This is a genomic window from Cupriavidus sp. H18C2 (assembly GCF_049393795.1).
Classification (GTDB): Bacteria; Pseudomonadota; Gammaproteobacteria; order Burkholderiales; family Burkholderiaceae; genus Cupriavidus; species Cupriavidus pauculus_C.
In genome coordinates this window covers 1057269-1080199 of sequence record NZ_CP186011.1, presented here as the reverse complement: position 1 = coordinate 1080199, position 22931 = coordinate 1057269, and the positions used below count along the sequence as shown (strand labels likewise).

23 protein-coding genes are annotated in these 22931 nt (G+C 68.9%); 10 read left to right on the top strand and 13 right to left on the bottom strand.

Going from position 1 to position 22931, the window contains the following annotated elements; all coding sequences use genetic code 11:
- The first annotated feature begins 647 nt into the window (after nucleotides 1-647).
- On the top strand, nucleotides 648-920 hold the full coding sequence (locus EPAKOI_RS21420; protein WP_423193603.1) for a hypothetical protein: 273 nt from the start codon (nucleotides 648-650) through the stop codon (nucleotides 918-920).
- Nucleotides 921-1033: 113 nt separating this feature from the next.
- Here EPAKOI_RS21420 and EPAKOI_RS21415 read toward each other — a convergent pair whose 3' ends face one another.
- Nucleotides 1034-2509, bottom strand: a complete 1476-nt coding sequence (locus EPAKOI_RS21415; RefSeq protein ID WP_124686297.1) for a sensor histidine kinase — start codon at nucleotides 2507-2509, stop codon at nucleotides 1034-1036.
- 241 nt (nucleotides 2510-2750) lie between these two features.
- On the opposite strand from EPAKOI_RS21415, the gene EPAKOI_RS21410 reads away from it, so the two are divergent.
- From EPAKOI_RS21410 to EPAKOI_RS21400, 3 genes are all read left to right on the top strand, one after another.
- The gene (locus EPAKOI_RS21410) at nucleotides 2751-3224 is read left to right on the top strand and encodes a Dps family protein (RefSeq protein ID WP_124686298.1); all 474 of its coding nucleotides are present in this window, start codon (nucleotides 2751-2753) and stop codon (nucleotides 3222-3224) included.
- Between the two features lie 193 nt (nucleotides 3225-3417).
- Complete coding sequence (locus tag EPAKOI_RS21405; RefSeq protein WP_423193601.1) at nucleotides 3418-3858, top strand: Hsp20/alpha crystallin family protein; 441 nt, start codon at nucleotides 3418-3420, stop codon at nucleotides 3856-3858.
- 32 nt (nucleotides 3859-3890) lie between these two features.
- A complete protein-coding gene (locus tag EPAKOI_RS21400) occupies nucleotides 3891-4295 on the top strand; it encodes an Hsp20/alpha crystallin family protein (protein WP_313840114.1) in 405 nt (134 codons plus the stop codon).
- 20 nt (nucleotides 4296-4315) lie between these two features.
- Here EPAKOI_RS21400 and EPAKOI_RS21395 read toward each other — a convergent pair whose 3' ends face one another.
- From EPAKOI_RS21395 to EPAKOI_RS21385, 3 genes are all read right to left on the bottom strand, one after another.
- Nucleotides 4316-4771 (bottom strand): DUF3331 domain-containing protein, encoded by a 456-nt coding sequence (locus EPAKOI_RS21395; protein WP_124686301.1) that lies wholly within the window; start codon nucleotides 4769-4771, stop codon nucleotides 4316-4318.
- Nucleotides 4764-5774, bottom strand: coding sequence for a helix-turn-helix transcriptional regulator (locus tag EPAKOI_RS21390; RefSeq protein ID WP_124686302.1), 1011 nt, complete (start codon nucleotides 5772-5774; stop codon nucleotides 4764-4766). The genes EPAKOI_RS21395 and EPAKOI_RS21390 overlap by 8 nt, the downstream gene beginning before the upstream one ends.
- Before the next feature lie 148 nt (nucleotides 5775-5922).
- The gene (locus tag EPAKOI_RS21385; RefSeq protein WP_172966176.1) at nucleotides 5923-6078 is read right to left on the bottom strand and encodes a hypothetical protein; all 156 of its coding nucleotides are present in this window, start codon (nucleotides 6076-6078) and stop codon (nucleotides 5923-5925) included.
- Between the two features lie 1332 nt (nucleotides 6079-7410).
- Between EPAKOI_RS21385 and EPAKOI_RS21380 the strand changes: the two genes are divergently transcribed.
- Both EPAKOI_RS21380 and EPAKOI_RS21375 read left to right on the top strand, forming a co-directional pair.
- Entirely contained in the window at nucleotides 7411-7812 is a 402-nt protein-coding gene (locus EPAKOI_RS21380; RefSeq protein ID WP_313840117.1) for a response regulator transcription factor, read from the top strand.
- 10 nt (nucleotides 7813-7822) lie between these two features.
- The gene (locus EPAKOI_RS21375; protein ID WP_124686304.1) at nucleotides 7823-8482 is read left to right on the top strand and encodes a response regulator transcription factor; all 660 of its coding nucleotides are present in this window, start codon (nucleotides 7823-7825) and stop codon (nucleotides 8480-8482) included.
- A gap of 22 nt (nucleotides 8483-8504) precedes the next feature.
- On the opposite strand, the gene EPAKOI_RS21370 is transcribed toward EPAKOI_RS21375, so the two are convergent.
- Nucleotides 8505-9437 carry a LysR family transcriptional regulator gene (locus EPAKOI_RS21370; RefSeq protein ID WP_313840119.1) on the bottom strand — a complete coding sequence of 311 codons (933 nt, stop codon included), beginning with the start codon at nucleotides 9435-9437 and terminating at the stop codon, nucleotides 8505-8507.
- A gap of 133 nt (nucleotides 9438-9570) precedes the next feature.
- On the opposite strand from EPAKOI_RS21370, the gene EPAKOI_RS21365 reads away from it, so the two are divergent.
- Complete coding sequence (locus EPAKOI_RS21365) at nucleotides 9571-10578, top strand: zinc-binding alcohol dehydrogenase family protein (protein ID WP_423193600.1); 1008 nt, start codon at nucleotides 9571-9573, stop codon at nucleotides 10576-10578.
- Nucleotides 10579-10647: 69 nt separating this feature from the next.
- On the top strand, nucleotides 10648-11301 hold the full coding sequence (nfsB, locus tag EPAKOI_RS21360; RefSeq protein ID WP_423193598.1) for an oxygen-insensitive NAD(P)H nitroreductase: 654 nt from the start codon (nucleotides 10648-10650) through the stop codon (nucleotides 11299-11301).
- A gap of 21 nt (nucleotides 11302-11322) precedes the next feature.
- On the opposite strand, the gene EPAKOI_RS21355 is transcribed toward nfsB, so the two are convergent.
- The 4 genes from EPAKOI_RS21355 to EPAKOI_RS21340 all read right to left on the bottom strand — a co-directional run bounded on the left by EPAKOI_RS21355 (nucleotide 11323) and on the right by EPAKOI_RS21340 (nucleotide 15273).
- Nucleotides 11323-12051: a hypothetical protein gene (locus EPAKOI_RS21355; RefSeq protein ID WP_423193596.1), complete on the bottom strand. Its 729-nt coding sequence runs from the start codon at nucleotides 12049-12051 to the stop codon at nucleotides 11323-11325.
- 83 nt (nucleotides 12052-12134) lie between these two features.
- The gene (locus EPAKOI_RS21350) at nucleotides 12135-12272 is read right to left on the bottom strand and encodes a hypothetical protein (RefSeq protein ID WP_172966177.1); all 138 of its coding nucleotides are present in this window, start codon (nucleotides 12270-12272) and stop codon (nucleotides 12135-12137) included.
- 92 nt (nucleotides 12273-12364) lie between these two features.
- Nucleotides 12365-13453: a copper resistance protein B gene (locus tag EPAKOI_RS21345; RefSeq protein WP_423193595.1), complete on the bottom strand. Its 1089-nt coding sequence runs from the start codon at nucleotides 13451-13453 to the stop codon at nucleotides 12365-12367.
- Nucleotides 13450-15273: a copper resistance system multicopper oxidase gene (locus EPAKOI_RS21340; protein ID WP_423193594.1), complete on the bottom strand. Its 1824-nt coding sequence runs from the start codon at nucleotides 15271-15273 to the stop codon at nucleotides 13450-13452. The genes EPAKOI_RS21345 and EPAKOI_RS21340 overlap by 4 nt, the downstream gene beginning before the upstream one ends.
- 178 nt (nucleotides 15274-15451) lie before the next feature.
- On the opposite strand from EPAKOI_RS21340, the gene EPAKOI_RS21335 reads away from it, so the two are divergent.
- The gene (locus EPAKOI_RS21335; RefSeq protein WP_423193593.1) at nucleotides 15452-16141 is read left to right on the top strand and encodes a heavy metal response regulator transcription factor; all 690 of its coding nucleotides are present in this window, start codon (nucleotides 15452-15454) and stop codon (nucleotides 16139-16141) included.
- Nucleotides 16138-17523 (top strand): heavy metal sensor histidine kinase, encoded by a 1386-nt coding sequence (locus tag EPAKOI_RS21330; protein ID WP_423193592.1) that lies wholly within the window; start codon nucleotides 16138-16140, stop codon nucleotides 17521-17523. The genes EPAKOI_RS21335 and EPAKOI_RS21330 overlap by 4 nt, the downstream gene beginning before the upstream one ends.
- Here EPAKOI_RS21330 and EPAKOI_RS21325 read toward each other — a convergent pair.
- From EPAKOI_RS21325 to hppD, 4 genes are all read right to left on the bottom strand, one after another.
- Nucleotides 17498-18679: a Fic family protein gene (locus tag EPAKOI_RS21325; RefSeq protein WP_423193591.1), complete on the bottom strand. Its 1182-nt coding sequence runs from the start codon at nucleotides 18677-18679 to the stop codon at nucleotides 17498-17500. The genes EPAKOI_RS21330 and EPAKOI_RS21325 overlap by 26 nt on opposite strands.
- A gap of 169 nt (nucleotides 18680-18848) precedes the next feature.
- Nucleotides 18849-20045, bottom strand: a complete 1197-nt coding sequence (locus EPAKOI_RS21320) for an amino acid aminotransferase (protein WP_313840128.1) — start codon at nucleotides 20043-20045, stop codon at nucleotides 18849-18851.
- A 66-nt stretch (nucleotides 20046-20111) separates the two neighbouring features.
- Nucleotides 20112-21500 carry an amino acid permease gene (locus EPAKOI_RS21315; protein ID WP_313840129.1) on the bottom strand — a complete coding sequence of 463 codons (1389 nt, stop codon included), beginning with the start codon at nucleotides 21498-21500 and terminating at the stop codon, nucleotides 20112-20114.
- 213 nt (nucleotides 21501-21713) lie between these two features.
- On the bottom strand, nucleotides 21714-22787 hold the full coding sequence (gene hppD, locus EPAKOI_RS21310) for a 4-hydroxyphenylpyruvate dioxygenase (RefSeq protein ID WP_423193590.1): 1074 nt from the start codon (nucleotides 22785-22787) through the stop codon (nucleotides 21714-21716).
- Nucleotides 22788-22931 lie beyond the last annotated feature (144 nt).

Below are 22931 nucleotides of genomic sequence, written 5' to 3'. Positions count from 1 at the left end.
CAGCAACGCCGGGCCGCGATAGTGCGCGACTTGTTTCATCGTTATTGACCCTTCTTTTTATGGGAACCTCGGGGCTCCGCTCTTGCGATGTCTTTGCCTCCCGGCCGGCTGCCCGCACCCTGGCGGTGCCGGAAAAAAGGCGCATTCCCTGAAAGCCGCGGCGATTATCGGGAGGGGGTCAAATAGATGTCAATTGTCATTATGTGGCGCCCGGGGTGACAAAATTTGCGCCCTGCGGTGACGAGGATCGTCACTGCCTTGTGCCATGCGGGCTGCAGCGCCGTCCGTGTCAGGTACATGACAGCCAGCGGTCGAAATCGGCCGGGGCGGGGCAGCGGTGACGCGCGAAATTTTTTGTACAGGGCCGTGGCGATGGCCGCGACCGTTGCGCGGATGCCGCAGGCACGCATGCACCAAAACGGGCCCACGTCACGCATGGTGGCCGGATTCGCGGGATTTGCGTCCGCCGGCGCGCGGGACAAACCAAAGGATGAGACGCCGCTACGAATCGACTAGCGGCAGGCCCCCGAGGCACGAATGCGCTGCGCGGGCGCGCGGCCTACGATGCAAAGCACGGGCCGGCAATGCGGCCCCGGCGGCCGGCCACGATGGTCCGGCCCTCCAGGCAAGTCCAACAGGAGCAGATCATGATCCGCAGACACATGGTTCCCGTCATCGTGGCAGCCGCGGTGGGCGTCGCCGGCGCGTTCGGCGCCGGCACCGCGAGCGCGGCCAGCGCGAACGACGGCGGCCGGCATCCGGCCAAGCCGTCGCATCCGTCGTACAACATCGACCAGCCGCGCGACCCGTTCACGCAGGGCGCGCGCTTCGAGGTAACGCCCGCCACGCAGGGCCGGCTGATCCTGACCGGCCGCGACCTCACCGGCGTATCCGCGCCTCCGGGCGGCGCGCCGGCATGATCGCGGCATCGTTCGACGGCATCCAGGCCACGCTGGCGTGGCTTGGCGTCTGCGCCACCAGCGTCGGCATGGCGCTGGTCACGGCGCTCTGGGGCGGCGTGTGAGCGCGCGGTTCAGGCGGCTTGCGCGCCGGCCTGTTCGGCCTGCGCCGCATGCTGCGGCAGGCGGACGATCATCCGGGCCCCGCCTTCCGGCGGCGACTCCGCGGCAATGCTGCCACCATGCGATTCCACGATATTCCGGCAGATCGACAGCCCCATGCCCATGCCGTCCGGCTTGGTGGTGTAGAACGCGTTGAACAGGCGGTCCATGTCCTTCGGCGCGATGCCGGGGCCGGTATCGCTGACCACCACGACCACCGATTGGTCGGGCAGGACGCGGCTGGCCAGCGTCAGCCGGCGCCGGCCGGACATCTGCGCCATGGCCTGCGCGGCGTTGACCATCAGGTTGACCAGCACCTGCTGCAGCTGCGTCCAGTCGCCGTGAATCTGCGTGGTGCCGGCGTCCAGGTCCAGCACCGCCGACACCTGGTGGTCCTGCAGCTCGCGGCGCACCAGTTCCAGCGAATCGGTCACGAGCTTGTCGACCGCAATCTCCACGTACTTGGGTTCCGATTTCTGCGCCATGGCGCGGATCTGGCGGATGATGTCGTTCGCGCGGCTGGCGTCGCGGATCACCTGCTCGATGGATTCCGTGGCCTCGCCGATGTCGGGCGTCTCGCGCCGCAGCCAGCGCAGCGCCGAGCTGCCGCAGGTGACGATGGCCGCCATCGGCTGCGTCACCTCGTGCGCGATGGACGCCGCGAGCTGGCCCAGCGTGGTCACGCGCGACACGTGCGCCAGTTCGGTCAGCGTGCGGTGCAGCGTCTGCTGCATCTCGGTGGCCTCGGTGGTGTCCATCAGCGCGCCCACGTACTCGTGCTGGTCGCCGGCCGATGCGCTGCGGCGCGCCACCACGTGCACGTGGCGGATGGCGCCGTCCGGCATCTGCAGCCGGTAGCGCAGGTCGACGCTGTCGGTGCCGCCCAGCATGGCGGCGTGCATGCGCTGCACCTCGGCCAGGTCGTCGGGGTGCACGCGCGTCAGCATCATGCCGAAGTGGGGCGGCTCGCCGCGCGGATAGCCCAGGATGCGGAACGCCTCGTCGGACCACGTCATGGCGTTGCCCGGCAGGCGCAGCGCGATACTGCCGGTGCGGCTCAGGCGCTGCGCCTCGGCCAGAAAGGCTTCGCTGCGGGCCAGCGCGGCCTCGGTGCGGCGGCGGCGCTCCATGTCGGCCAGGTTGCGCAGCGCCAGCAGCGTGGTGGTGCCGATGGCCAGCAGCGCGAAGATGAAGCGGGCCACCTGCCCGTGATCGGGCTCGGCCGGGTTGGGCGATGCCACGTAGGCCACCACGGTCAACACCATGGCGGAGGCGGCCGTCACGCGGGTGGCGCCGATCGAGCCGGTCAGCGCCACCAGCAGGATCACCAGCACGTAGACCACGGCAATGGCGAAGTCCAGCGGCGTGAAGGCGTCGATCACGAACACGCACAAGGCCAGGACGCCCGCGGCGCCCATCAACAGCCGGTTCGATGCTGGGTTGTACATGCCCTTCCGCCTCTCTTTGTTGTTCTGGTTGCCATGCGCCCGGCCGGCGGCATGGATCGACGATGATACTAGCCCTGCATGACTGGTCGAGGAATCATATGAAGGTATAGGAGAACGTATGGATCATGGGGCCGCCGGGCCGGCGCGGGCGTATCTGAAACCGGTCGGCCCGCCGCGGAAACCGCCGCGCGCGGCCCGGGGCATAGTCGGCGTGTCGCCCTATCGTTCCCAAGGAGCCGTGATGACCCCATCCCCCATCGACGACGCCGGCCTGGCCGTCACCGAGATTGCCGACCACCTGAACCGCCTGCTGGCCGACGTCTTTGCGCTGTACCTGAAGACCAAGAACTTCCACTGGCATATGTCCGGCCCGCACTTCCGCGACTACCACCTGATGCTTGACGAGCAGGCGTCGCAGATCTTCGCCATCACCGACGACGTGGCCGAGCGCGTGCGCAAGCTGGGCGGCACCACGCTGCGCTCGATTGGCGCCATCGCCCGCCTGCAGCGCGTGCGCGACAACGACGCCGAGGACGTGTCGCCCAAGGCCATGCTGCGCGAGCTGCACGCCGACAACCTGCAACTCGTGGAAGCCATGCTGGACGCCCACGCGATCTGCGACGACCACGCCGATGTGGCCACCGCCAGCCTGCTGGAAAACTGGATCGACGAGGCGCAGCGCCGCGCCTGGTTCCTGGCGGAATCGGTCCGGTAGCGCGGCACCGGGACGGGCGCCTGCCCGTCCGATGTCGGGGCGCCCGCGCGGGTCTTCAAGGGCCGCGCGCACCCCGTCTCTCCCTCTTGAAAACCGGCGCGGCGACAATAGTTTGGAGTCGATCCGGCAAGGCCGGAGGCTGGCATGTGAACGGATTTTCACATGCCCTCCAATGCTGACTGGGAGAACAGACATGAACGACTTCCTCTTCGGGAACGCCCTTTTTTCGGAGATCGACCGCGTCCAGCGGCAGATGGCCGGCCTGATGGGCGGCTTCCCCTCCAGCCTCCGGGCCTCGCGCCAGGGGGCCTTTCCGCAGCTCAACATCGGCGCCACCGACGACTCGGTGGAAATCGTCGCCTTTGCGCCGGGCATGCAGGCGTCCGACTTCAACGTGTCCATCGACAAGGGCCTGCTGACGGTCAGCGGCGAGCGCAGGCCGGTGCAGGACGCCGCCGCCGAGGGCACGCGCACCTACGCGCAGGAGCGCTTTGCCGGCAGCTTCCGGCGGGTAATCGAGCTGCCGCAGAATGCCGACCCCGAGAAGGTCACGGCGCGATACACCAACGGCTGCCTGGTCGTGTCGGTGGCCAAGCGCGAGGCGTCGAAGCCGCGCGCGATCCAGGTCCAGTAACCATGTGGCGCAGTCAACGTCAGGAGAACATCATGAGCAACGCGAACCAGCTGACCCAGGCCAATCCACAACAGCCGGCGCCGTCGCAGGAGACCGCCGCGCGGCGCGCCACGGTGACGCCGCCCGTCGACATCTACGAGGACGCGCTGGGCGTGACCGTCTGGGCCGACCTGCCCGGCGTGGCGCTGGAGAACCTGGAAGTCAAGGTGCATGACGGCACGCTGTCGATCGAGGGCGAGGCATCGGTGCCGGTGCCGCCGAACCTGCGCGTCCAGTACCTGGAGCTGCAGCAGCCGCGCTTTTCCCGCGCGTTCGCGGTGAGCCCGGACTTCGACACGTCGCGGATCTCGGCCAACCTGCACGACGGCGTGCTGAAGGTGTTCGTGCCGCGCCGCGAGGAAGCCCGTCCGCGCCGCATCGAGGTCAGCGCGGGCTGATCCCCCGCGCACGGGCCGGCTCAGCGCGCGTTCGAGCGGTAGTGGAACGCGTGGCGCGGGGCCGGCTCGGCGGCCGGCAGCTCGGGCGCCGAGGCGTCGTCCATGGCCGAGGCCAGGATCATCGCGTCGGCATTGAGCGCGGGCGGCCGGCTGCGCTGCGGCCGGAACACAAGGTCGTTGCGATCGATCGGGGCGCCGCTCAGCGCGCACTGGCCGGGGTCGCGCGCGGTGCCGATGGTCCACACCTGGGCGCCGTAGCGGCAGTGCGTGGCATCGCGCCAGCTCACCACGGCCATGGCCGTGCTGAGGCGCTCGATGATCGTCACGATCGGGGCGTGCGCGCGCGGCGCGTAGGGCTGCGCATGCCCGCTGGGGGTGGGGTGCTGCGGGCCGAGCAGCGCGATGGTGCGCAGCCAGGTGTCGCAGGCGCTGTCGCGGACGTCTTCGGCCCGCGCGGATTGCAGCAGTTCAGCCATGGGAGCTCCCGGGAATCGAGGTGACCTTGACGCGCCAGCAGTGCGGCGTGTCGCCGACAAAGCGCTTGAAGACGGTGGTGAAGTGGGCCTGCGAGCGAAAGCCGCAGCGCATGGCCACCTCCAGCACGCTGCCGTCGCCGCTGCGCAGCAGGTCCTGCGCGTGCTCGATGCGGCGCCGGACCAGGTATTCGTGCGGGCGCATGCCCGTCGTGCGGCGGAACTGCGCCGCAAAGTACATGCGCGTCAGGCCCGTGCTGCGCGCGATGTCGGCCAGCCCGATCGGCGCGGCCAGGTTGTCGTCGATGAACGCGATGGCCCGGCGCAGGCGCCATTGCGGCAGCATGGTGACGGCCCGCGTGTTCGATTCGATCCGCTGGAAGTGGTTGGCAACCACGCGCGCCACGATGGCCAGCGCGACGCTGTCGGCAAAGATCCGGCCCAGGCCGGGGTCCTGCGAATGCGCCACCGCCAGCGCCTGGCCCAGCCGTTCGAGCGCCGGATCGGCGTGGAAGAACGGGTCGTCGAGCCGCAGGTCGCCTTCGTACGGGTGGCCGAACTGGTCGGCGTAGCAGGCTGCCAGCACCGGCTGCGGCACGAACAGGTGCAGCACGTCGGCGGCCGACGCGTAGACCGCGGCCGTGGGTGTGCCGGGCGCCGCCACGTGCACCGCTCCGGCACCGAGCCGGCCGTCGAACACCGGCATCCCGCCGCACAGGAAGCGTACCGAGCTGGAGCGCAGGTTGATCGAGATGCAGTGGCGGGTGTCATCGCCCGGGTGCGACACCATGTCGGGCGGCTCGCCCTCGCACGTCCAGCGCGATACGACGATGGTGTCCGGCCGCTGGCCGGCGGCCTCGGCATCCGGGGCCTCGCGCCAGCGCGTCTCGCGCCGCACGAACGCGGGCGCCTGCGCGGCGGCCACGCGGCACTGCAGCCGCTGCGCGGGGCGCGAGGCGTCGGCGCGGGCGGGCGCCTCCAGAACGTTGGTCGATACCTCTTTCATGGCGAAGCTCCCGGATACGGAAATCGGTGGGCGGGCGTTCATCCGGCGTACTGGATGAAGGCGGTGGCGATCAGAATCAGGTTCAGCACGGCGAGGACGATCCAGCCGTACATCAGCAGCAGGCTTTCCTGGTCGTTCATGGCGGGCCTCATGCAGGAGAATGGGTGCGCCCGGCCGGCGCCGTGGCGTGGACGGGGGCGATGGCCTGCGCCCACATGCGATACACCGTCGCGCCGGCCACGCCTACCGTGGCGAAGGCAAGGACGACGGCAAGGGCCGGTATCCAGCGTTGATGGCGGTTCATGTCGGTGGCTCCCAGGGAAGCAGTCGGTGCGTTGAACGAATCCTAGGAGCCGGGCACGGATGCCCACAATCGCCGCGTAGGAGGTACGCAATCAAACGAAGGTATAGGTCTGGCCACCCGGGTGCACCGGGATGGGGCGGGGAAGAGGGCCGGCGGTTGTGATTCGAACAGGTCGGGTCTTGAGACGCCTTGCCCTCACCCCCGACCCCTCTCCCGCAGGCGGGAGAGGGGAGAAAAACTTCGGGATATCGAACGCGAAGCCTGATTCTGCCGATTGTGGTCTCCCCTCTCCCGCGTCGCGGGAGAGGGGGCTGGGGGAGAGGGCCGGCGGTTGTGATTCGAACAGGTCGGGTCTTGAGGCGCCTTGCCCTCACCCCCGACCCCTTTCCCGCAGGCGGGAGAGGGGAGAAAAACTTCGGGATATCGAACGCGAAGCCTGATTCTGCCGATTGTGGTCTCCCCTCTCCCGCGACGCGGAGAGGGGCTGGGGGGAGAGGGCCGGCGGTTGTGATCCGGACAGGTCGGGTCTTGAGACGCCTTGCCCTCTCCCCCGACCCCTCTCCCGCAGGCGGGAGAGGGGAGAAAGCATGGGCATGGAGAATCAACCGGGAGCATGGAACTCGCCATCGGGCCTGGAACGATCGCGATGGTTTGGCTCCCCTCTCCCGCGTCGCGGGAGAGGGGCTGGGGGTGAGGGCCGGCGGTTGCGATTCGGACAGGTCGGGTCTTGCGACGCCTTGCCCTCACCCCGACCCCTCTCCCGCAGGCGGGAGAGGGAGAAACCACGGGCATGGAGAATCGACCGGGGGCATGGGACTCGCCACCGGGCCTGGAACGATCGCGATGGTTTGGCTCCCGTCTCCCGCGACGCGGGAGAGGGGCTGGGGGTGAGGGCCGGCGGTTGTGATCCGAACCGGTCGGGTCTTGAGACGCCTTGCCCTCACCCCCGACCCCTCTCCCGCAGGCGGGAGAGGGGAGAAAACCATGGGCATGGAGAATCAGCCGGGGGGCACGGAACTCGCCACCGGGCCTGGAACGATCGCGATGGTTTGGCTCCCCTCTCCCGCGACGCGGGAGAGGGGCTGGGGGTGAGGGCCGGCGGTTGTGATCCGGACAGGTCGGGTCTTGATACGCCTTGCCCTCTCCCCCGACCGCTTTCCCGCAGTGCGGGAGCGCGGAGAAAAACAAGCCGAGCCACCGCTCGGCGGCGCCCCGAAAACCGCCGCCGCGGCCCCGCCGCAACGCCGCCCGTCCGCCTATACGAAGGCATAGTGTTGGCGGCAGGGGTAGCTCGTTACCATGGCGCCATGAGATTGTTGTGAGGTACCGGCCTTGGCCAAGAAACAGGTAGTCGCCATCATTGACGACGATGAATCGATCCGCGCGGCGACTTCCCGGCTGGTGCGCTCGCTGGGATGGGACGCGCACACCTACGATTCGGCGCAGGCCTTTCTGGACACCGGCGGCGCGTCGCTGGTGCAGTGCATCCTTTCCGATGTGCAGATGCCCCGCACCAGCGGGCTGGAGCTGCTGCGTATCCTGAATGCCCAGGGCAGCCGGGTTCCGGTAGTATTCATCACCGCGTTTTGCACGGAAGCGATCCGCCGGGAGGCCCTGCGTGCCGGCGCGCAGGCATGCCTGAGCAAGCCTGTCGACGAGGCGGCCGTCCAGCGGTTCCTGGACGACGTGGCGTCCGGACGGCTTCCCGCCGTTCCCCCGGCTGCCACGGAATGAAAGTGAATCCATGAACAAACCGATTGCGTCGGGCGACGCGCCATCGATGGTCTACGTGGTCGACGACGACGAGTCGATGCGCCGCGCGGTGTCGATGCTGCTGCGCTCGGTCGGCTACCAGGTGGAGACTTTCGCGTCGGCCACGGACTTCCTGGCCGCGCCGCGCCCGGATGTGCCGAGCTGCCTGATCCTGGACGTGCGGCTCAAGGGCCAGAGCGGGCTGGCCGTGCAGGAGCAGTTCGCGGCCAGCAAGATGCCGATCCCGATCATCTTCATGACCGCCCACGGCGACATCGCCATGTCGGTCAAGGCCATGAAGGCCGGGGCGATGGACTTCCTGGCCAAGCCGTTCCGCGACCAGGACATGCTCGACGCCGTGGAAAGCGCGCTGGCGCGCGACGCGGCGCGGCGGCAGTCAGACGCCACCGAGGCCGGCCTGCGCCAGTGCTACGACGAGCTGACGCCGCGCGAGAAGGAAGTCATGGCCTACGTGGTGCGCGGCCTGCTGAACAAGCAGATTGCCGCCGAACTGGCGCTCAGCGAGATCACGGTGAAGATCCACCGCGCCCAGGCCATGAAGAAGATGGGCGCCAAGTCGCTGGCCGACTTTGTGCTGAAGGCCGAGGCGCTGGGCATCATCGATGCCGCGCGCAGCGGCGCCGGCGCCTAGCCGCCATCCACCGCCCGGGCCGTCAGTGCCCGGCGAACCGCGTGTGGTCCAGCATCCGGGCGCTGATGGGCAGCAGGTGCGCGCGCAGCGCCGCGTGCAGGTAGCGCACCGCCGGCGAGAACTGCTTGCGGTGCGGGCAGACCAGGTTCAGCGGCACCGGTTCGCCGGGCTGGTCGGGCAGCAGCAGTTCCAGCCGGCCCTGCGCCACGTCGTCGCTGACGTCGATCCATGACTTGTAGGCGATGCCCCGCCCGTCCAGCGCCCAGCGCCGGGCAATCTCCGCGTCGTCGCACAGCAGCGTGCCCTTGACCGTGATCTGGCGCCGCATGCCGGCGGTGGGGAAGATCCAGCGGTCGTAGACGCGCCCGCCCAGCACGTACGGCAGGCAGCGGTGCATCAGCAGGTCGTCGAGCATGGCCGGGCGGCCGTGCCGCGCCAGGTAGTCGGGCGAGGCCACGAGCACGCGGCGGTTGTTCTCGGCCAGCGGCAGCGCCACGTAGCTGGCGCCCTCGTTCACGCCGTAGCGGATGGCGATGTCCACCGGATCGCGGAACACGTCGGTCACCTGGTCGGACAACGACAGCCGCAGCACCAGTTTCGGATGCGACGCCTGGAAGTCGGTCAGCACCGGCAGCAGCACGTTGCGGCCCAGGTCGGACGGCGCCGCGATCTTCAGCGTGCCCTGCAGCGCCGTGGGCTCGCCATGCATCCGCTCCCGCCCCTCCTTGAGCATCGACAGCACCTCGTCCGCATAGGGCAGGTACTGCTCGCCCTCGGCGGTCAGCCGCAGGCTGCGCGTGGACCGCGCGAACAGGCGGATATCGAGCTCCCGTTCCAGCCGCTGGATGGCCGCGCTGACCTGGCCGGGCAGCAGGTCGGCCTCGCGGGCGGCGTTCGAGAAACTGCCCAGCGCGGCCGTGCGGACGAAAAGGTGGAGGTCGTCGAGTCTGATCATTTTCACTCTGGCAGTGAAAGTCCTGCCGGATTCTCCCAGTTTTTCGGACGCGGCGCAGTGGCGATCATGCAACCCGTACCCCGCCGCCGCGCATCGGCCTGGGCGGGCGGAAAACACTATCGGAGTTGCGGAAATGAAAGCCGTTATCTATAGCCAGCACGGATTGCCAATTGCAGACCCCGCGTCGCTCTACGACGCCGACGTCGCCCGGCCCACGCCGGGCCCGCGCGACCTGCTCGTGAAGATCGAGGCGATCGCGGTCAACCCCGTCGACACCAAGGTGCGCGCCGGCTCTCCGGCCGACCAGCCGCGCATCCTGGGCTGGGACGCGGTGGGCACGGTCGAGGCCGTGGGCGCCGGCGTGACGCTGTTCCGCCCGGGCGACGCGGTCTACTACGCAGGCTCGATTGCCCGGCCGGGCGCCTATGCCGAATACGGGCTCGTCGACGAGCGCATCGCGGGCCGCAAGCCGGCGTCGCTGTCGGCCGCCGATGCCGCCGCGCTGCCGCTGACGTCGCTGACCGCCTGGGAGCTGCTGTTCGACCGGCTGGGCGTGGCCGAAGGCGGCGGTGCGGGCCAGTCGCTGCTGATCATCGGCGCGGCGGGTGGCGTGGGATCGATCCTGACGCAACTGGCGCGGCAGCTGACCGGCCTGCGCGTGATCGGCACCGCCTCGCGCCCGGAGACCGACGCGTGGATCCGTGACCAGGGCGCGCACGACGTCATCGACCATGCCCGCCCGCTGCTGGAAGGGCTGCGCGGCATCGGCGCCCCGCAGGTGGACTACGTGGCCAGCCTGACCCATACCGACGAGCACTACGCGCAGATCGTGGAGGCGCTGGCGCCGCAGGGCCGCCTGGGCGTCATCGACGACCCTGACACGCTGGACGTGGTGCCGCTCAAGCGCAAGGCCGCGTCGCTGCACTGGGAGCTGATGTTCACGCGCTCGCTGTTCGAGACGCCGGACATGGTGCGCCAGCACGAGATCCTGAACCGCGTGGGCGAACTGGTGGATGCCGGCGTGCTGCGCACCACCAGGGGCGAGCATTTCGGTACCATCCGCGCCGACAACCTGCGGCGCGCCCACGCGCTGATCGAGAGCGGCCGGTCGCGCGGCAAGATCGTGCTGGAAGGATTCTGAGCGCGCGGCGCGCCCCGGCCGGGCCCGCCGCCGTGCCACCCATTTTCACTGTCATTCGAGGAGAGAAGCATGCAAGTCAAGGACGCCATCCTGTCCCGCCATACCGTCAAGGCGTACGAAGCCGGGCAGACGCTGCCGCAAGAGCAGATTGACACGCTGCTGACGTGGCTGCACAACAGCCCGTCGTCGGTCAATTCGCAGCCGTGGCACTTTGTCGTGGCGTCGACGCCGGAAGGCCGCGACACCATCGCCCAGGCCGCCACGGGCACGTTTGCCTACAACCATCCGAAGATCGTCGATGCGTCGCACGTGATCGCGCTGTGCATGCGGACCGATCTGGACGAGGCGCACCTGCGCGCCGTGCTGGCGCAGGAAGAGGCCGACGGCCGCTTTCGCGCCGAGGGTGCGCGCGAAGGCCAGGACAAGTCGCGCCGGTCGTACGTCGACCTGCACCGCTACGTGCAGCGCGACATGCCGCAATGGATGGAAAAGCAGGTCTACCTGGCGCTGGGCGGGCTGCTGCTGGGCGCCGCCATGCTCGGCATCGACGCCACGCCGATGGAAGGCTTTGACGGCGCGGCGCTGGACCAGGCGCTGAAGCTGCGCGAGCGGGGCCTGACCGGCGTGGTGCTGGTGGCGCTGGGCCGCCGCAGCGAGAAGGACTTCAACGCCGGCCTGCCGAAGTCGCGGCTGCCGCGCGAAACGGTGTTCACGCACATCTGACTGCGCCATCTGGAAAATGCGTCAGGCGGCCGGGCCGGCGGGCTGCCACTGGCCGGTTGCCGGGCAGACATCGACCGGCCGGCCGTCGCGGCGCAGTCCTGGCGCGTCGCCGGCCGGCCCGGTGGGTGCCGCATCGAACGTGACGCCCAGCGCCTGCGCGACGCGGGCATCCTCGATCGGCAATTCCCAGGTCAGGAACACCTGCGTGGTGTCCTGGCCGTCCGGAAAGTCGGCGGCGTCGAAGCCGGCGCCGCCGCGCCGGATCACGCCGTGCGGCTGGCAGGGATCGAACAGCAGCACGGTGCCGCGCCGCAGCGCGATGCGCTGGTCCAGTGCGACGAAATGCACGTCCTGACCCTTGTCGTCGGCAAGGAACAGGTTGCAGAACGCGGCGCCGCCATACTGGCCGCCGTCGTGGTGATACCGCGCGCCGCGGCACACCATCAGGGCCACCTCGCAGTCGTCCAGCACTTCGGGCAGGCCCAGCGCGCGGGTCCAGTCCGCCACGGCCTGCACGCATTGTCGATAGTCGGGCCAGCGCAGCCGCGCGCGGGCCAGCGGCAGCACCTCCACGTCGCCGGGCTCCAGCACCATGTTCGTGGCGATCTCGCGCGCCCAGTCGGCCAGCAAGCGGGCCGGCGGCGCGGGAACGTCGACCACGCCAGCGATCACGCGCCCGCCGACACGCCGGCTGCGCAGCGCATCGTCCTGCCAGTACCACGAAACGAGGGAAGGGGAGTTGGCCTGCATGCCCGGCAGTGTAGCGCGGGCGGTGGCGCAGGCCGGGCCGGTAATCGTTACACGGCCCTGCAATCCTGAGCCGGCAGCGCGGGCTACCAGAACGTGGCCGCGTAGCCGACGACGATCAGCGCGATGGCGATCAGAAAGATGGGATGGGTCCACGTATAGCGGCGGTTGCCGCGCAGTCGCTGCATCTTCTGGTCTCGGTCCTGCACGTCGTTCTGCTGCATGAGTCCTCCTGGAAGAGTGGGCCCCGAGGGGCCGTTGCGGCAAGGACGTGCAGGATGTGTGCCAAGCGGCGCCTGGCCGCCGCTTGGCCCGCTCAGAACCACATGCGGACACCCGCGACGAAGCGCGTCTCGCCGCTGCGGCCGCCGGCGGCGCGCAGCATGTCGGCCGTGTTGCCGAATGCCTGGTAGCGCTCCACGCCGACATACGGCGCGAACTGGCGGCTGAACTCGTAGCGCAGGCGCAGGCCGACCGTGCCGTTGGACAGCCCGCTGCCGGTGCCGGTGGCCGGATCGTTCTTGCCGTAGAGGTTGGCTTCCACGCGCGGCTGCAGGATCAGCCGCTGGGTGATGAGCAGCTCGTACTCGCCCGCCAGCCGCAGCGCGGTGCGGCCCTCGGTGCCGACGTAGCCGGTGGCTTCCACCTCGAACCAGTAGGGCGCCAGGCCCTGCACGCCGAAGGCCAGCCAGTTGCGCGCCGGGCGGCCGTAGCCGGCGTCGTTGCGCAGGCCGAGCTGGGTATCCCAGTAGCTGGCCACCGCATGGCCCCAGAGCAGTTCGGTGCGCGCCTCGGCAAAGCGGCCGTGCTCGACGTGGCCCTCGGCCTTGACCACGAACTTGTCGAAGCTGTTGCCGATCCACGCCTGCGCCTCGTAGGCGGCGGCGTTGCTGCCGTTGCCGTGCGTCCATTCGAGCCGGTCCACCAGCACCGACGCGAACAGATGCTCGTCCGCCATGTGCAGCGAGCGGTGCGGCCCCAGCGCGTACTGGCCGACGCCCAGGCGGTAGCCGCCCGAATAGGCGTCTGGGTCGCGCGCGTCGGGCGGGGCGCTGCCGCCCTGCATGCGCATGGCGCCATGGTCCATGGCCGGGGCTGGCGATGGCGCGGGCGGTGGCGTATCGGGGCTGGGCGCGCTGGCCGGTGCCGTGTCGGCCATGCCTTCCATCTGGCTGTGGTCCATGCCGGGCATCGCCGTCGGGGCCGGCTGGGGCGTGGCGGGCGCTGCCGGCGTGGCGGCCGGGGCGTGCTGCGCATGGTCGCCGTGGCTACCGTGGCTACTGTGGCCGCCGTGCGCGCCATGGTCGTGCTGGGCCCACGCGGCGGGCGTAGCAGCGCAGGCGACCATCGCGGCGGCGATCCGAACGTAGCGAAAGGTTCGAAGGGTGCGAAGGTCGACGCTCATGCCACCACCACCTCGCGGAACATGCCCGCATCCATGTGGAGCATCAGGTGGCAATGCCAGGCCCAGCGGCCCAGCGCGTCGGCGGTCACCAGGAAGCTGATGCGCTGGGCCGGCTGCACGCCAATCGTATGGCGGCGCGCCATGAAGCGGCCGTCGGGGGCTTCCAGCTCGCTCCACATGCCGTGCAGGTGCATCGGGTGGGTCATCATCGTGTCGTTGTGCAGGATCACGCGCAGCCGCTCGCCGTGGCGGAAATGGACCGGCGTGGACTTGCCGAACTCCACGCCGTCGAACGACCAGGAATACCGCTCCATGTTGCCGGTCAGGTGCAGCTCGACTTCGCGGCCCGGGCCGCGCGGGTCCAGCGGGCCGCCAATCGTGTGCTGGTCCGCCAGCGTCAGCGCGCGCCGGCCGGTGTGGCGCAGGCCGACGCCGGGATCGTCGAGGTTGGTCCGCGCCATGTCGACGCGCATGTCGGTGCTGGCGCCGTATTCGGTGCGCGCGTGGCGGGCAACCGTGCTGGGTACCTTCAGCGACGCGGGGGCGGCATGGGCGGCATGGGCGGCGTGGGCGCCGTGATCGGCATGCGCGCTGTGGCCCGCATGGTCCGTCCCGTGCATCGCCATGCCGCCCGCGCCAGCCGCACCGCCCATGCTGCCCATCATGTCGGTCATGCCGAGCCATTCGACGGGGTCCAGCGCCGGCACCGGCGCGGCCAGCCCCGGCCGCACGGCCAGCGTGCCGCGCGCAAAGCCGCTGCGGTCCATCGACTGCGAGAAGATCGTGTAGGCGTCGTCGCGCGGTTCCACCAGCACGTCGCAGGTCTCGCCGGGGCCGAAGCGGAATTCGTCGACGGTGACCGGGTCGATGTTCTGCCCGTCCACCTGGAACACCCTGAGCTTCAGGCCGGGGATGCGCACGTCGTAGAACGTGTTGCCGGCGCCGTTGATGAAGCGCAGCCGCACCTTGTCGCCCGGCGTGAACAGGCCGGTCCAGTTGCCGGCCGGCGTCGTGCCGTTGGTCAGGTAGGTCAGCGTGGCGCCGGACAGGTCTGCCAGGTCGGTCGGGCTCATCCGCATCTGGTTCCACATCTGGCGCCTGGCCAGCGCGCTGCGCAGGCCGTCGGCGGAGACGTCGCGGAAGAAGTCCACCACCGTCGGCTGGTTGTAGTTGTAGTAGTCGCTCTGGGTCTTGAGCTTCGAGAGGATCCGCATCGGGTCCTCGTCGGTCCAGTCGGACAGCAGCACCGTGTAGTCGCGGTCGGCCGCCGGGCCGTCGGTGCCTGCGGCGGGATCGATCACCAGCCCGCCGTACACGCCCGTCATCTCCTGGAAGCCCGAGTGCGAGTGATACCAGTAGCTGCCGGCCTGCTGCACCTTGAAGCGGTAGGTGAAGGTCCGGCCGGGCGGGATGCCGGCAAAGCTGATGCCGGGCACGCCGTCCATCTCGAACGGCAGGATGATGCCGTGCCAGTGGATCGACGTCGGCTCGCGCAGCCGGTTGGTCACGCGCACGGTGACCGTGTCGCCCTGGCGCCAGCGCAGCGTGGGGCCCGGCAGCATGCCGTTGACCGTGGTGGCCAGGCGCGGCGTGCCGGTGTAGTTGACCAGCGTCTCGCCGATCTCCAGGTCGAATTCGGTGCCGCGCAGCACCGGCCCGCTGCCCAGCGCGGCGGTCGCGGGCTGGCCCGGCGCCCCGGCCCGGGCGGGCAGCCCCAGCCCCGCCATGCCGGCCAGGACTCCGCCCGCGGCCAGGCCCTGGACAAAGCGGCGGCGCGGCAGGTTGGGCAGTACCAGGCGCGGCGATCCATCACGTCGCATCAGGATGTTCCTCGTGTTTGGCTCGAAAACGTGCCGCCTCGGTGGCGGGCAGGGGCAAGCGTAATGGCGGTGGACTCACCGGCAACTGACTCGAACATTACATTCCGGTAAGGTTGCTGTCATGTTGGTCGGCGTCTCGGTAGACTGCCGCCGATAGCCAATCTCAGGAAGGTCGACGATGAAGTTGCTGGTCGTGGAAGACGAGCCGAAGACCGGTGAATACCTGCGCCAGGGGCTGACGGAGGCCGGTTTCGTGGTCGACCTTGTCGGCAACGGCGTAGATGGCCGGCATCTGGCGCTCAGCGAGGCGTACGACCTTGTGATCCTGGACGTGATGCTGCCGGACCTGGACGGCTGGCGCGTGATGCAGGCGATCCGCGCGGCCGAGAAGTCGGTGCCCGTGCTGTTCCTGACCGCCCGCGACGCCGTGGTGGACCGGGTCAAGGGGCTGGAACTGGGCGCCGACGACTATCTGGTCAAGCCGTTTGCGTTCTCGGAGCTGCTGGCGCGCGTGCGCACGCTGCTGCGCCGGGGCAGCGCGCAACTGGCAATGGAACGCATCCAGATTGGCGATCTCGTGCTGGACCTGCCCCGGCGCCGTGCCACGCGGGCGGGCCGCCGCATCGTGCTGACCAGCAAGGAGTTCGCGCTGCTGGAACTGTTCGCGCGCCGGCGCGGCGAGGTGCTGCCGCGGTCGCTGATCGCGTCGCAGGTCTGGGACATGAATTTCGACAGCGACAGCAACGTGATCGACGTGGCCATCCGCCGGCTGCGCGCCAAGATCGACGACGACTTCGACGTGAAGCTGCTGCAGACCGTGCGCGGCATGGGCTACGTGCTGGAGGCGCCCGAAGCGGGGCCGGCATGACGCGGCGGCTGTCGCTGACGGTGCGGCTGACCGTCCTGTTCTCGCTGTCGTCGGCCGTCGTGCTGCTAGGGCTGGGCGTGCTGATCTGGCTGGCGATGGATCGGCATTTCGCCACCGAGGACTACGTGAACCTGCGCGGCAACCTGCGGCTGATCGAGAAGGTGGCACGCGAGACGCCTGCGGGCCAGTTGCCCGCCCGGCTGGGCGAGATGGTCGGCCATCATCCCGGCTTCGTGGCCCAGGTGCGGGCGGCGGACGGGACCGTGCTGTACGACAGCGGCGGTTTCGATTTCGCCCGCGCGGCGGCTGCGGCGGGTGTGGCGGCGCCAGACGCGGCCGGCGAGCAGCGGTTTGCCTGGCGCGACGGCGAGCGGGCCTATCGGGGCCTGCGCACGCGGCTGGCGCTGCCCGGATCGACGGCCGGCCCGCTGACGGTGGTGGCCGCGCTGGACACCGAGATCCACGGCCACTTCATGCATGCCTTCGGGCGGTCGCTGGGGCTCTACATCGCCCTGGCCGTGTTTGCGAGCGGGCTGCTGGGCTGGTGGGCCGCGCGGCGCGGGTTGCAGCCGCTGCGCATGATGGCGTCGCGGGCCAGGGGCGTGACCGCCAACCGGCTGGACGCACGGATGCCCGTGGAGGCCGTGCCCGTCGAAATGGGCGACCTGGCCGCCACGCTGAACGCGATGCTGGACCGCCTGCAGGCGGCGTTCCAGCGGCTGTCGGAGTTCTCGTCGGACCTCGCCCACGAACTGCGCACGCCGATCACGAACCTGCTGACCCAGACCCAGGTCGTGCTGTCCCGGCCGCGCGACGACCACAAGTACCGCGAGGTGCTGGCATCGAACGCCGAGGAACTGCAGCGGCTGGGCCGGATGGTCTCCGAGATGCTGGACCTGGCCAAGATGGAGCACGGCATCACGCTGCCGAGCGAGGAGATGATCCAGGTCGGCGACGAGGTGCGCGCGCTATTCGATTTCTACGACGCACTGGCCGAGGACCAGGGCGTGACGCTGAGGGCGGCCGGCACCGGCACCATCGTCGGCGACCGCCTGATGCTGCGCCGGGCGCTCAGCAACGTGCTGTCGAACGCCATCCGGCACACGCCGGCAGGCGGCCAGGTGCGCGTGGAGATCGGCGAGCCCGCCGGCCGCACCGAAATCGCAGTGGAGAACGACGGCGACCCCATCGACCCCGCCGCGCTGCCGCTGCTGTTCGACCGCTTCTACCGCGAAGACAAGTCCCGCACCCGCGCCGGGTCGGAACGCACCGGCCTGGGCCTGGCCATCACCAAGGCCATCATGGACGCGCACGGCGGCACCATCGCCGCCACCTCGGCCGCCGGCCGGACACGCTTCACACTGGTGTTTCCAGGGCGCTGAAGGGCTGGAGGTAGGGCGTGGGCGGGGTTTGTTGCGGCGGAACGTCGGCCAGTTCGTAGCTCGTGCTGCGCCCGCCCGCCGGCGCCTTGCGCAGGGCGCCGCGCGCCAGAAGATCGTTGATGTCGCGCAGCGCTGTATCGGCGGAGCACTTGGCGATGGCGGCCCATTTGCTGCTCGTCAGCTTGCCTTCGAAGCCGTCCAGCAGGCGATTCAGCACCTTGACCTGCCGGGCATTGAGCGACGCCATGCCCCAGTGGTGCCAGAAACGCGCCTTGGCCAGTACCTTGTCCAGCGTCCCGTGCGCCTGGTCCACCGCCTCGTGCAGCGTGAAAAGGAACCATTGCAGCCACCGGGTGACGTTCATCGAGTCTTTCTGCGTGCGTTCCAGGATGTCGTAGTAGGCGTACCGTTCCCGCTGGATCTGGGCCGAGAAGCTGTAGAAGCGCTGCGAACTGCCATCGGCGCGCGCCAGCATCAGATCCCCGACCGCGCGGGCAATCCGGCCGTTGCCATCGTCGAATGGATGCAGGGTCACCAGCCAAAGATGCGCCAGTGCGGCGCGGATCAGCGGCGGCTCGGCAGCCGGGCCGTTGATCCATGCGAGGAAGCGCGCCGTTTCGGCTTCCAGGCGCTCGGCGGGCGGCGCCTCGAAATGCACGCGCTGCCGGCCGATGGGGCCGGAAACGACCTGCATGGGGCCGGCCGAATCGTCCCGCCAAGCGGCAACGCGGATCCGCGACAAGCCCGAATAGCCCGTGGGAAACAGCGCGGCATGCCAGTTCAGCAAGCGCGCCTTGGTGACAGCGGCGTCGCTGTTGGCCGTGGCGTCCAGCACCATTTCGACCACGCCTTCGACATGGCGGTCAACAGGCGCCAGGGCGCCGATATCGACCCCGAGCCGGCGCGCGATCGACGAACGCACGGACTGCGCGTTCAGGCTCTCGCCCTCGATTTCGCTCGTCTTGACCACGTCGTCGGTCAGCGCGATGAGGCACGCCTGATCCCGCAAGCCCATGCCAAGGTCGGCCAGTCGACCGGCGAGCAGGCCCTGGGCACGACTGACGGCGGCCATGGGCTCCGCCAGGGCCGCCAGGTCATACCGCCAGACCGGCCAGTCCGGGTCTTCCCAGATGTACTTGTATTCGACGCGATTCATGCGGTGATTATCGGCGCTATTCGCCGCAGCCACAAGTTATTCACCGCAGGATTTGCGGTGATTGGCTGGTCTATTCACCGCAAATGGTCTTTGCATCACACAAAATCAGCTGCCGGCCAAAAAAATAGCCACCCGAAGGTGGCTACCTGTCTGCCGAAGCCCGTGGCCGTCAGCCCTTCAGCACCTCGCCGATCGCGTTGGCGACCACGCCGACGTTGCGCTCGTTCAGCCCGGCCACGCACATCCGGCCCGAGCGCAGCACGTAGACGCCATGCTCGTTCTTGAGGCGGTCCACCTGCTCGGCCGACAGGCCGGTGTAGGTGAACATGCCGCGCTGCTTGATGTAGCGCGACAGCTTCTCGCCGCTCACGTGTTCGCGGAGCTGGTCGTGGATCGCCTGGCGCATGCGCGCGATGCGCTGGCACATGGCCGCCAGTTCGTCTTCCCAGCTCTTGCGCAGCGCCGGCGTGGTCAGCACGCGGGCGACGACGCGGGCGCCGTGGGTGGGCGGGTTGCTGTAGTTGGCGCGCACGGCGCCGGTAAGCTGGCCCAGCACGCGGCTGGCTTCGTCGGGGCTCTGGCAGATCACGCTCAGGCCGCCGCAGCGTTCGCCGTACAGCGAGAAATTCTTCGAGAACGAGTTGGCGACCAGCGCCGGCACGTTCTGGCGGGCCAGTTCACGCACCGCGAAGGCGTCGTCGTCCAGGCCGGCGCCAAAGCCCTGGTAGGCCATGTCGACGAACGGCAGCAGCTTGCGGGCCTTGAGCACGCCAATCACCTGGCGCCACTGGTCCTCGTTCAGGTCCACGCCGGTCGGGTTGTGGCAGCAGGCGTGCAGCAGCACCACGTCGCCCTGCGGGATGGCTTCGATGGCGGCCAGCATCGCGTCGAACTTCAGGCCGCCGGTCTCGGCGTCGTAGTACGGGTAGGCGTTGACCTGGAAGCCGGCACGCTCGAAGACCACGCGGTGGTTTTCCCAGCTTGGATCGCTGATCCACATCTGGGCCTTCGGGAAGTAGCGGCGCAGGAAGTCCGCGCCCACGCGCAGCGCGCCCGAGCCGCCCAGCGTCTGCACCGTGGCGATACGGCCTTCGGCGCGCGCGGCGCTGTCGTCGCCAAACACCAGCGCCTGCACGGCCTGGCGGTAGCCGGGGATGCCGGCCATCGGCAGGTACGGGCGCGGGCCCATGTCCGCCAGCAGCGCGGCCTCGGCCTCCGCCACGGCCTGCATGACCGGCAGGCGGCCTTCGTCGTCAAAGTAGATGCCGATGCTCAGGTTGACCTTGCTGGTACGCGGGTCCTGCTGGAAATCCTCGTTGAGCGAGAGGATCGGGTCACCGGGAAAGGCTTCGATGTGTTCGAACATGGGATGCGTCTGGCTACGGGTTCAGGGGGCGGCGGCCCGCGATGCCGGCGGGCCGCGCAGCCGTCTTTACTGGATCTGGGCGCGCGCGGCGGGCAGGGCCGACCCGGCGTTCTTCTGCCGGAGGCGATAGCTTACGCCAAGAACCAGCAGCCAGACCGGAATCAGGTAGACCGACAGCCGCAGGCCCGGCGTCAGGAACATCACCACGAGGATGCCCGCCAGGAACGCCAGCGTCAGGTAGTTGGTCAGCGGATAGCCCAGGCTCTGGAAGGCCGTGGTCTTGCCCTCGGCGCGCTTGGCGCGGCGGAACATCAGGTGGATGACGCTGATCATCGCCCAGTTGATGATGAGCGCCGAGACCACCAGGCCCATCAGCATCTCGAACGCCTGGCCGGGCATGAAGTAGTTGACCAGCACGCAGATGCCGGTGGCCACGGCCGACACGGCCAGCGCGGTCAGCGGAATGCCGCGGCGGTTCACGTTCAGCAGCGCGCGCGGGGCATTGCCCTGTTGCGCCAGGCCCAGCAGCATCCGGCTGTTGCAGTAGACGCCGCTGTTGTAGACCGACAGCGCGGCCGTCAGCACGACGATGTTGAGCACGGTGGCGACGATGTCGCTGTTCATCGCGTGGAAGATCAGCACGAACGGGCTGCCGCCGGTGACCACCTTCTGCCATGGGTACAGCGACAGCAGCACGGCCAGCGCGCCGACGTAGAAGATCAGGATGCGGTAGATCACCTGGTTGGTGGCCTTGGGAATGCTCTTGCCCGGGTTGTCGGCTTCCGCGGCGGTGATGCCCACCAACTCCAGCCCGCCGAACGAGAACATGATCACGGCCATCGCCATCACCAGGCCGCCAAGGCCGTTGGGGAAGAAGCCGCCGTGCTGCCACAGGTTGGCCACGCTGGCCTCGGGGCCGGCGCCGCCGGACACCAGCAGGTAGCCGCCGAAGCCGATCATGCCGATGATGGCCGCCACCTTGATGATCGAGAACCAGAATTCCATCTCGCCAAACGACTTCACGCTGGCAAGGTTGATCGCGTTGATGATCAGGAAGAAGGCCAGAGCCGACACCCACGTGGGGATGGCCGGCCACCAGTACTGGACGTAGATGCCCACGGCCGACAGCTCGGCCATGCTCACGAGGATGTAGAGCACCCAGTAGTTCCAGCCCGACATGAAACCGGCAAAGTGGCCGCAATACTTGTTGGCGAAGTAGCTGAACGAGCCGGCTACCGGTTCGTCCACGACCATCTCGCCCAACTGGCGCATGATGAAGAAGGCGACGATGCCGGCCAGCGCGTAGCCCAGCAGCACGGACGGGCCGGCCAGCTTGATGGTCTGGGCGATGCCCAGGAACAGGCCGGTGCCGATGGCGCCGCCCAGGGCGATCAGCTGGATGTGACGGTTCTTCAGGCCGCGCTGGAGCGCGCCCTGGTTGTCGGGTGCATGCATTGGAGTTGTCTGTCCTCTACCCATTCTTGTGGAATGGCTGGCGCCTCTGTGGGATGGGCGCTTGGAAAAAGCGCCGGCGCGGGTAACGCCGGACGCAGGGGTGCGCGCCGGCGAAAACCCGAGAGTTTACCGGCACACGCTTGGAAAAACAGGAAAAACGGGCCAACCGGGACGGCCCGGCGCGGATGCGCGGCCGTCCGGGTTACCTGAAGGTCACACCTTCAGCGTGCCGCGCTCGATCTGGTCGCGTTCGAGCGATTCGAACAGCGCCTTGAAGTTGCCTTCGCCGAAGCCGTCGTCACCCGAGCGCTGGATGTACTCGAAGAACACCGGGCCCAACACGGTCTTCGAGAAGATCTGCAGCAGCAGGCGGGCCTTGCCGCCTTCGGTCGTGCCGTCCAGCAGGATGCCGCGGGCCTTGAGCTGGTCCACGGGCTGGCCGTGGCCGGGCAGGCGGGTCTCCAGCGCCTGATAGTAGTAGTCGTTCGGGGCCGTCATCAGCTCCACGCCTGCCAGTTGCAGGTTGTCGATGACCTCGATCAGGTTGTCGACCGAGAAAGCGATGTGCTGGATGCCCTCGCCGTTGAAGGCCATCAGGAATTCCTCGATCTGGCCGGCACCCTTCGACGATTCCTCGTTCAGCGGAATGCGGATCTTGCCGTCCGGCGCGGTCATCGCCTTCGACGCCAGGCCCGTGTACTCGCCCTGGATGTCGAAATAGCGGATTTCGCGGAAGTTGAACAGGCGTTCGTAGAAGTTGGCCCAGTAGGCCATGCGGCCACGGTAGACGTTGTGCGTCAGGTGGTCGATCAGCTTCAGGCCGTGGCCCTTCGGATGACGGTCCACGCCCTCGATGAACTCGAAGTCGATGTCATAGATCGACTTGCCGTCCTCGAACCGGTCGATCAGGTACAGCGGCGCGCCGCCGATGCCCTTGATGGCCGGCAGGCGCAGTTCCATCGGCCCCGTGGCGATCTCGATCGGCTGGGCGCCCAGCATCAGCGCGCGGTTGTACGCCTTGTGCGAATCCTTGACGCGGAACGCCATGCCGCAGGCGCTGGGACCGTGCTCGGCCGCGAAATAGGCGGCTTCGCTGTGCGGCTCGTTGTTCACGATGAAGTTGATGTCGCCCTGGCGGAACAGCACCACGTCCTTCGAACGGTGGCGCGCCACCAGCGTGAAGCCCATCTTCTCGAACAGTGGCTCCAGCACGTTGGGCGTGGGCGACGCGAATTCAACGAACTCGAAGCCCATCAGTTGCATCGGATTTTCAAACAGGTCGGCCATGGTCTCAGCGCTCGGGGGCGGGCTAGGGGGATGGAAATAATATTTCGGTCAGGCTGCGGCGCGAGTGGCTTGTAAGACGCTTGGCGCGCCACGCAACGTGAGGAAATTGTAGAACTCGCCCCGGTAAATAGGATTTCGTTAGGG

What these genes read in the sequence shown, in the direction of transcription:
- EPAKOI_RS21375 (WP_124686304.1), top strand. Translation starts at nt 7,823, where the DNA reads ATGAACAAACCGATTGCGTCGGGCGACGCGCCATCGATGGTCTACGTG.
- EPAKOI_RS21315 (WP_313840129.1), bottom strand. Translation starts at nt 21,500, where the DNA reads ATGCATGCACCCGACAACCAGGGCGCGCTCCAGCGCGGCCTGAAGAAC.
- EPAKOI_RS21330 (WP_423193592.1), top strand. Translation starts at nt 16,138, where the DNA reads ATGACGCGGCGGCTGTCGCTGACGGTGCGGCTGACCGTCCTGTTCTCG.
- EPAKOI_RS21370 (WP_313840119.1), bottom strand. Translation starts at nt 9,437, where the DNA reads ATGATCAGACTCGACGACCTCCACCTTTTCGTCCGCACGGCCGCGCTG.
- EPAKOI_RS21340 (WP_423193594.1), bottom strand. Translation starts at nt 15,273, where the DNA reads ATGCGACGTGATGGATCGCCGCGCCTGGTACTGCCCAACCTGCCGCGC.
- EPAKOI_RS21325 (WP_423193591.1), bottom strand. Translation starts at nt 18,679, where the DNA reads ATGAATCGCGTCGAATACAAGTACATCTGGGAAGACCCGGACTGGCCG.
- EPAKOI_RS21355 (WP_423193596.1), bottom strand. Translation starts at nt 12,051, where the DNA reads ATGCAGGCCAACTCCCCTTCCCTCGTTTCGTGGTACTGGCAGGACGAT.
- EPAKOI_RS21415 (WP_124686297.1), bottom strand. Translation starts at nt 2,509, where the DNA reads ATGTACAACCCAGCATCGAACCGGCTGTTGATGGGCGCCGCGGGCGTC.
- EPAKOI_RS21420 (WP_423193603.1), top strand. Translation starts at nt 648, where the DNA reads ATGATCCGCAGACACATGGTTCCCGTCATCGTGGCAGCCGCGGTGGGC.
- EPAKOI_RS21320 (WP_313840128.1), bottom strand. Translation starts at nt 20,045, where the DNA reads ATGTTCGAACACATCGAAGCCTTTCCCGGTGACCCGATCCTCTCGCTC.
- EPAKOI_RS21385 (WP_172966176.1), bottom strand. Translation starts at nt 6,078, where the DNA reads ATGAACCGCCATCAACGCTGGATACCGGCCCTTGCCGTCGTCCTTGCC.
- EPAKOI_RS21400 (WP_313840114.1), top strand. Translation starts at nt 3,891, where the DNA reads ATGAGCAACGCGAACCAGCTGACCCAGGCCAATCCACAACAGCCGGCG.
- EPAKOI_RS21405 (WP_423193601.1), top strand. Translation starts at nt 3,418, where the DNA reads ATGAACGACTTCCTCTTCGGGAACGCCCTTTTTTCGGAGATCGACCGC.
- EPAKOI_RS21350 (WP_172966177.1), bottom strand. Translation starts at nt 12,272, where the DNA reads ATGCAGCAGAACGACGTGCAGGACCGAGACCAGAAGATGCAGCGACTG.
- nfsB (WP_423193598.1), top strand. Translation starts at nt 10,648, where the DNA reads ATGCAAGTCAAGGACGCCATCCTGTCCCGCCATACCGTCAAGGCGTAC.
- EPAKOI_RS21390 (WP_124686302.1), bottom strand. Translation starts at nt 5,774, where the DNA reads ATGAAAGAGGTATCGACCAACGTTCTGGAGGCGCCCGCCCGCGCCGAC.
- EPAKOI_RS21395 (WP_124686301.1), bottom strand. Translation starts at nt 4,771, where the DNA reads ATGGCTGAACTGCTGCAATCCGCGCGGGCCGAAGACGTCCGCGACAGC.
- EPAKOI_RS21410 (WP_124686298.1), top strand. Translation starts at nt 2,751, where the DNA reads ATGACCCCATCCCCCATCGACGACGCCGGCCTGGCCGTCACCGAGATT.
- EPAKOI_RS21365 (WP_423193600.1), top strand. Translation starts at nt 9,571, where the DNA reads ATGAAAGCCGTTATCTATAGCCAGCACGGATTGCCAATTGCAGACCCC.
- EPAKOI_RS21335 (WP_423193593.1), top strand. Translation starts at nt 15,452, where the DNA reads ATGAAGTTGCTGGTCGTGGAAGACGAGCCGAAGACCGGTGAATACCTG.
- hppD (WP_423193590.1), bottom strand. Translation starts at nt 22,787, where the DNA reads ATGGCCGACCTGTTTGAAAATCCGATGCAACTGATGGGCTTCGAGTTC.
- EPAKOI_RS21345 (WP_423193595.1), bottom strand. Translation starts at nt 13,453, where the DNA reads ATGAGCGTCGACCTTCGCACCCTTCGAACCTTTCGCTACGTTCGGATC.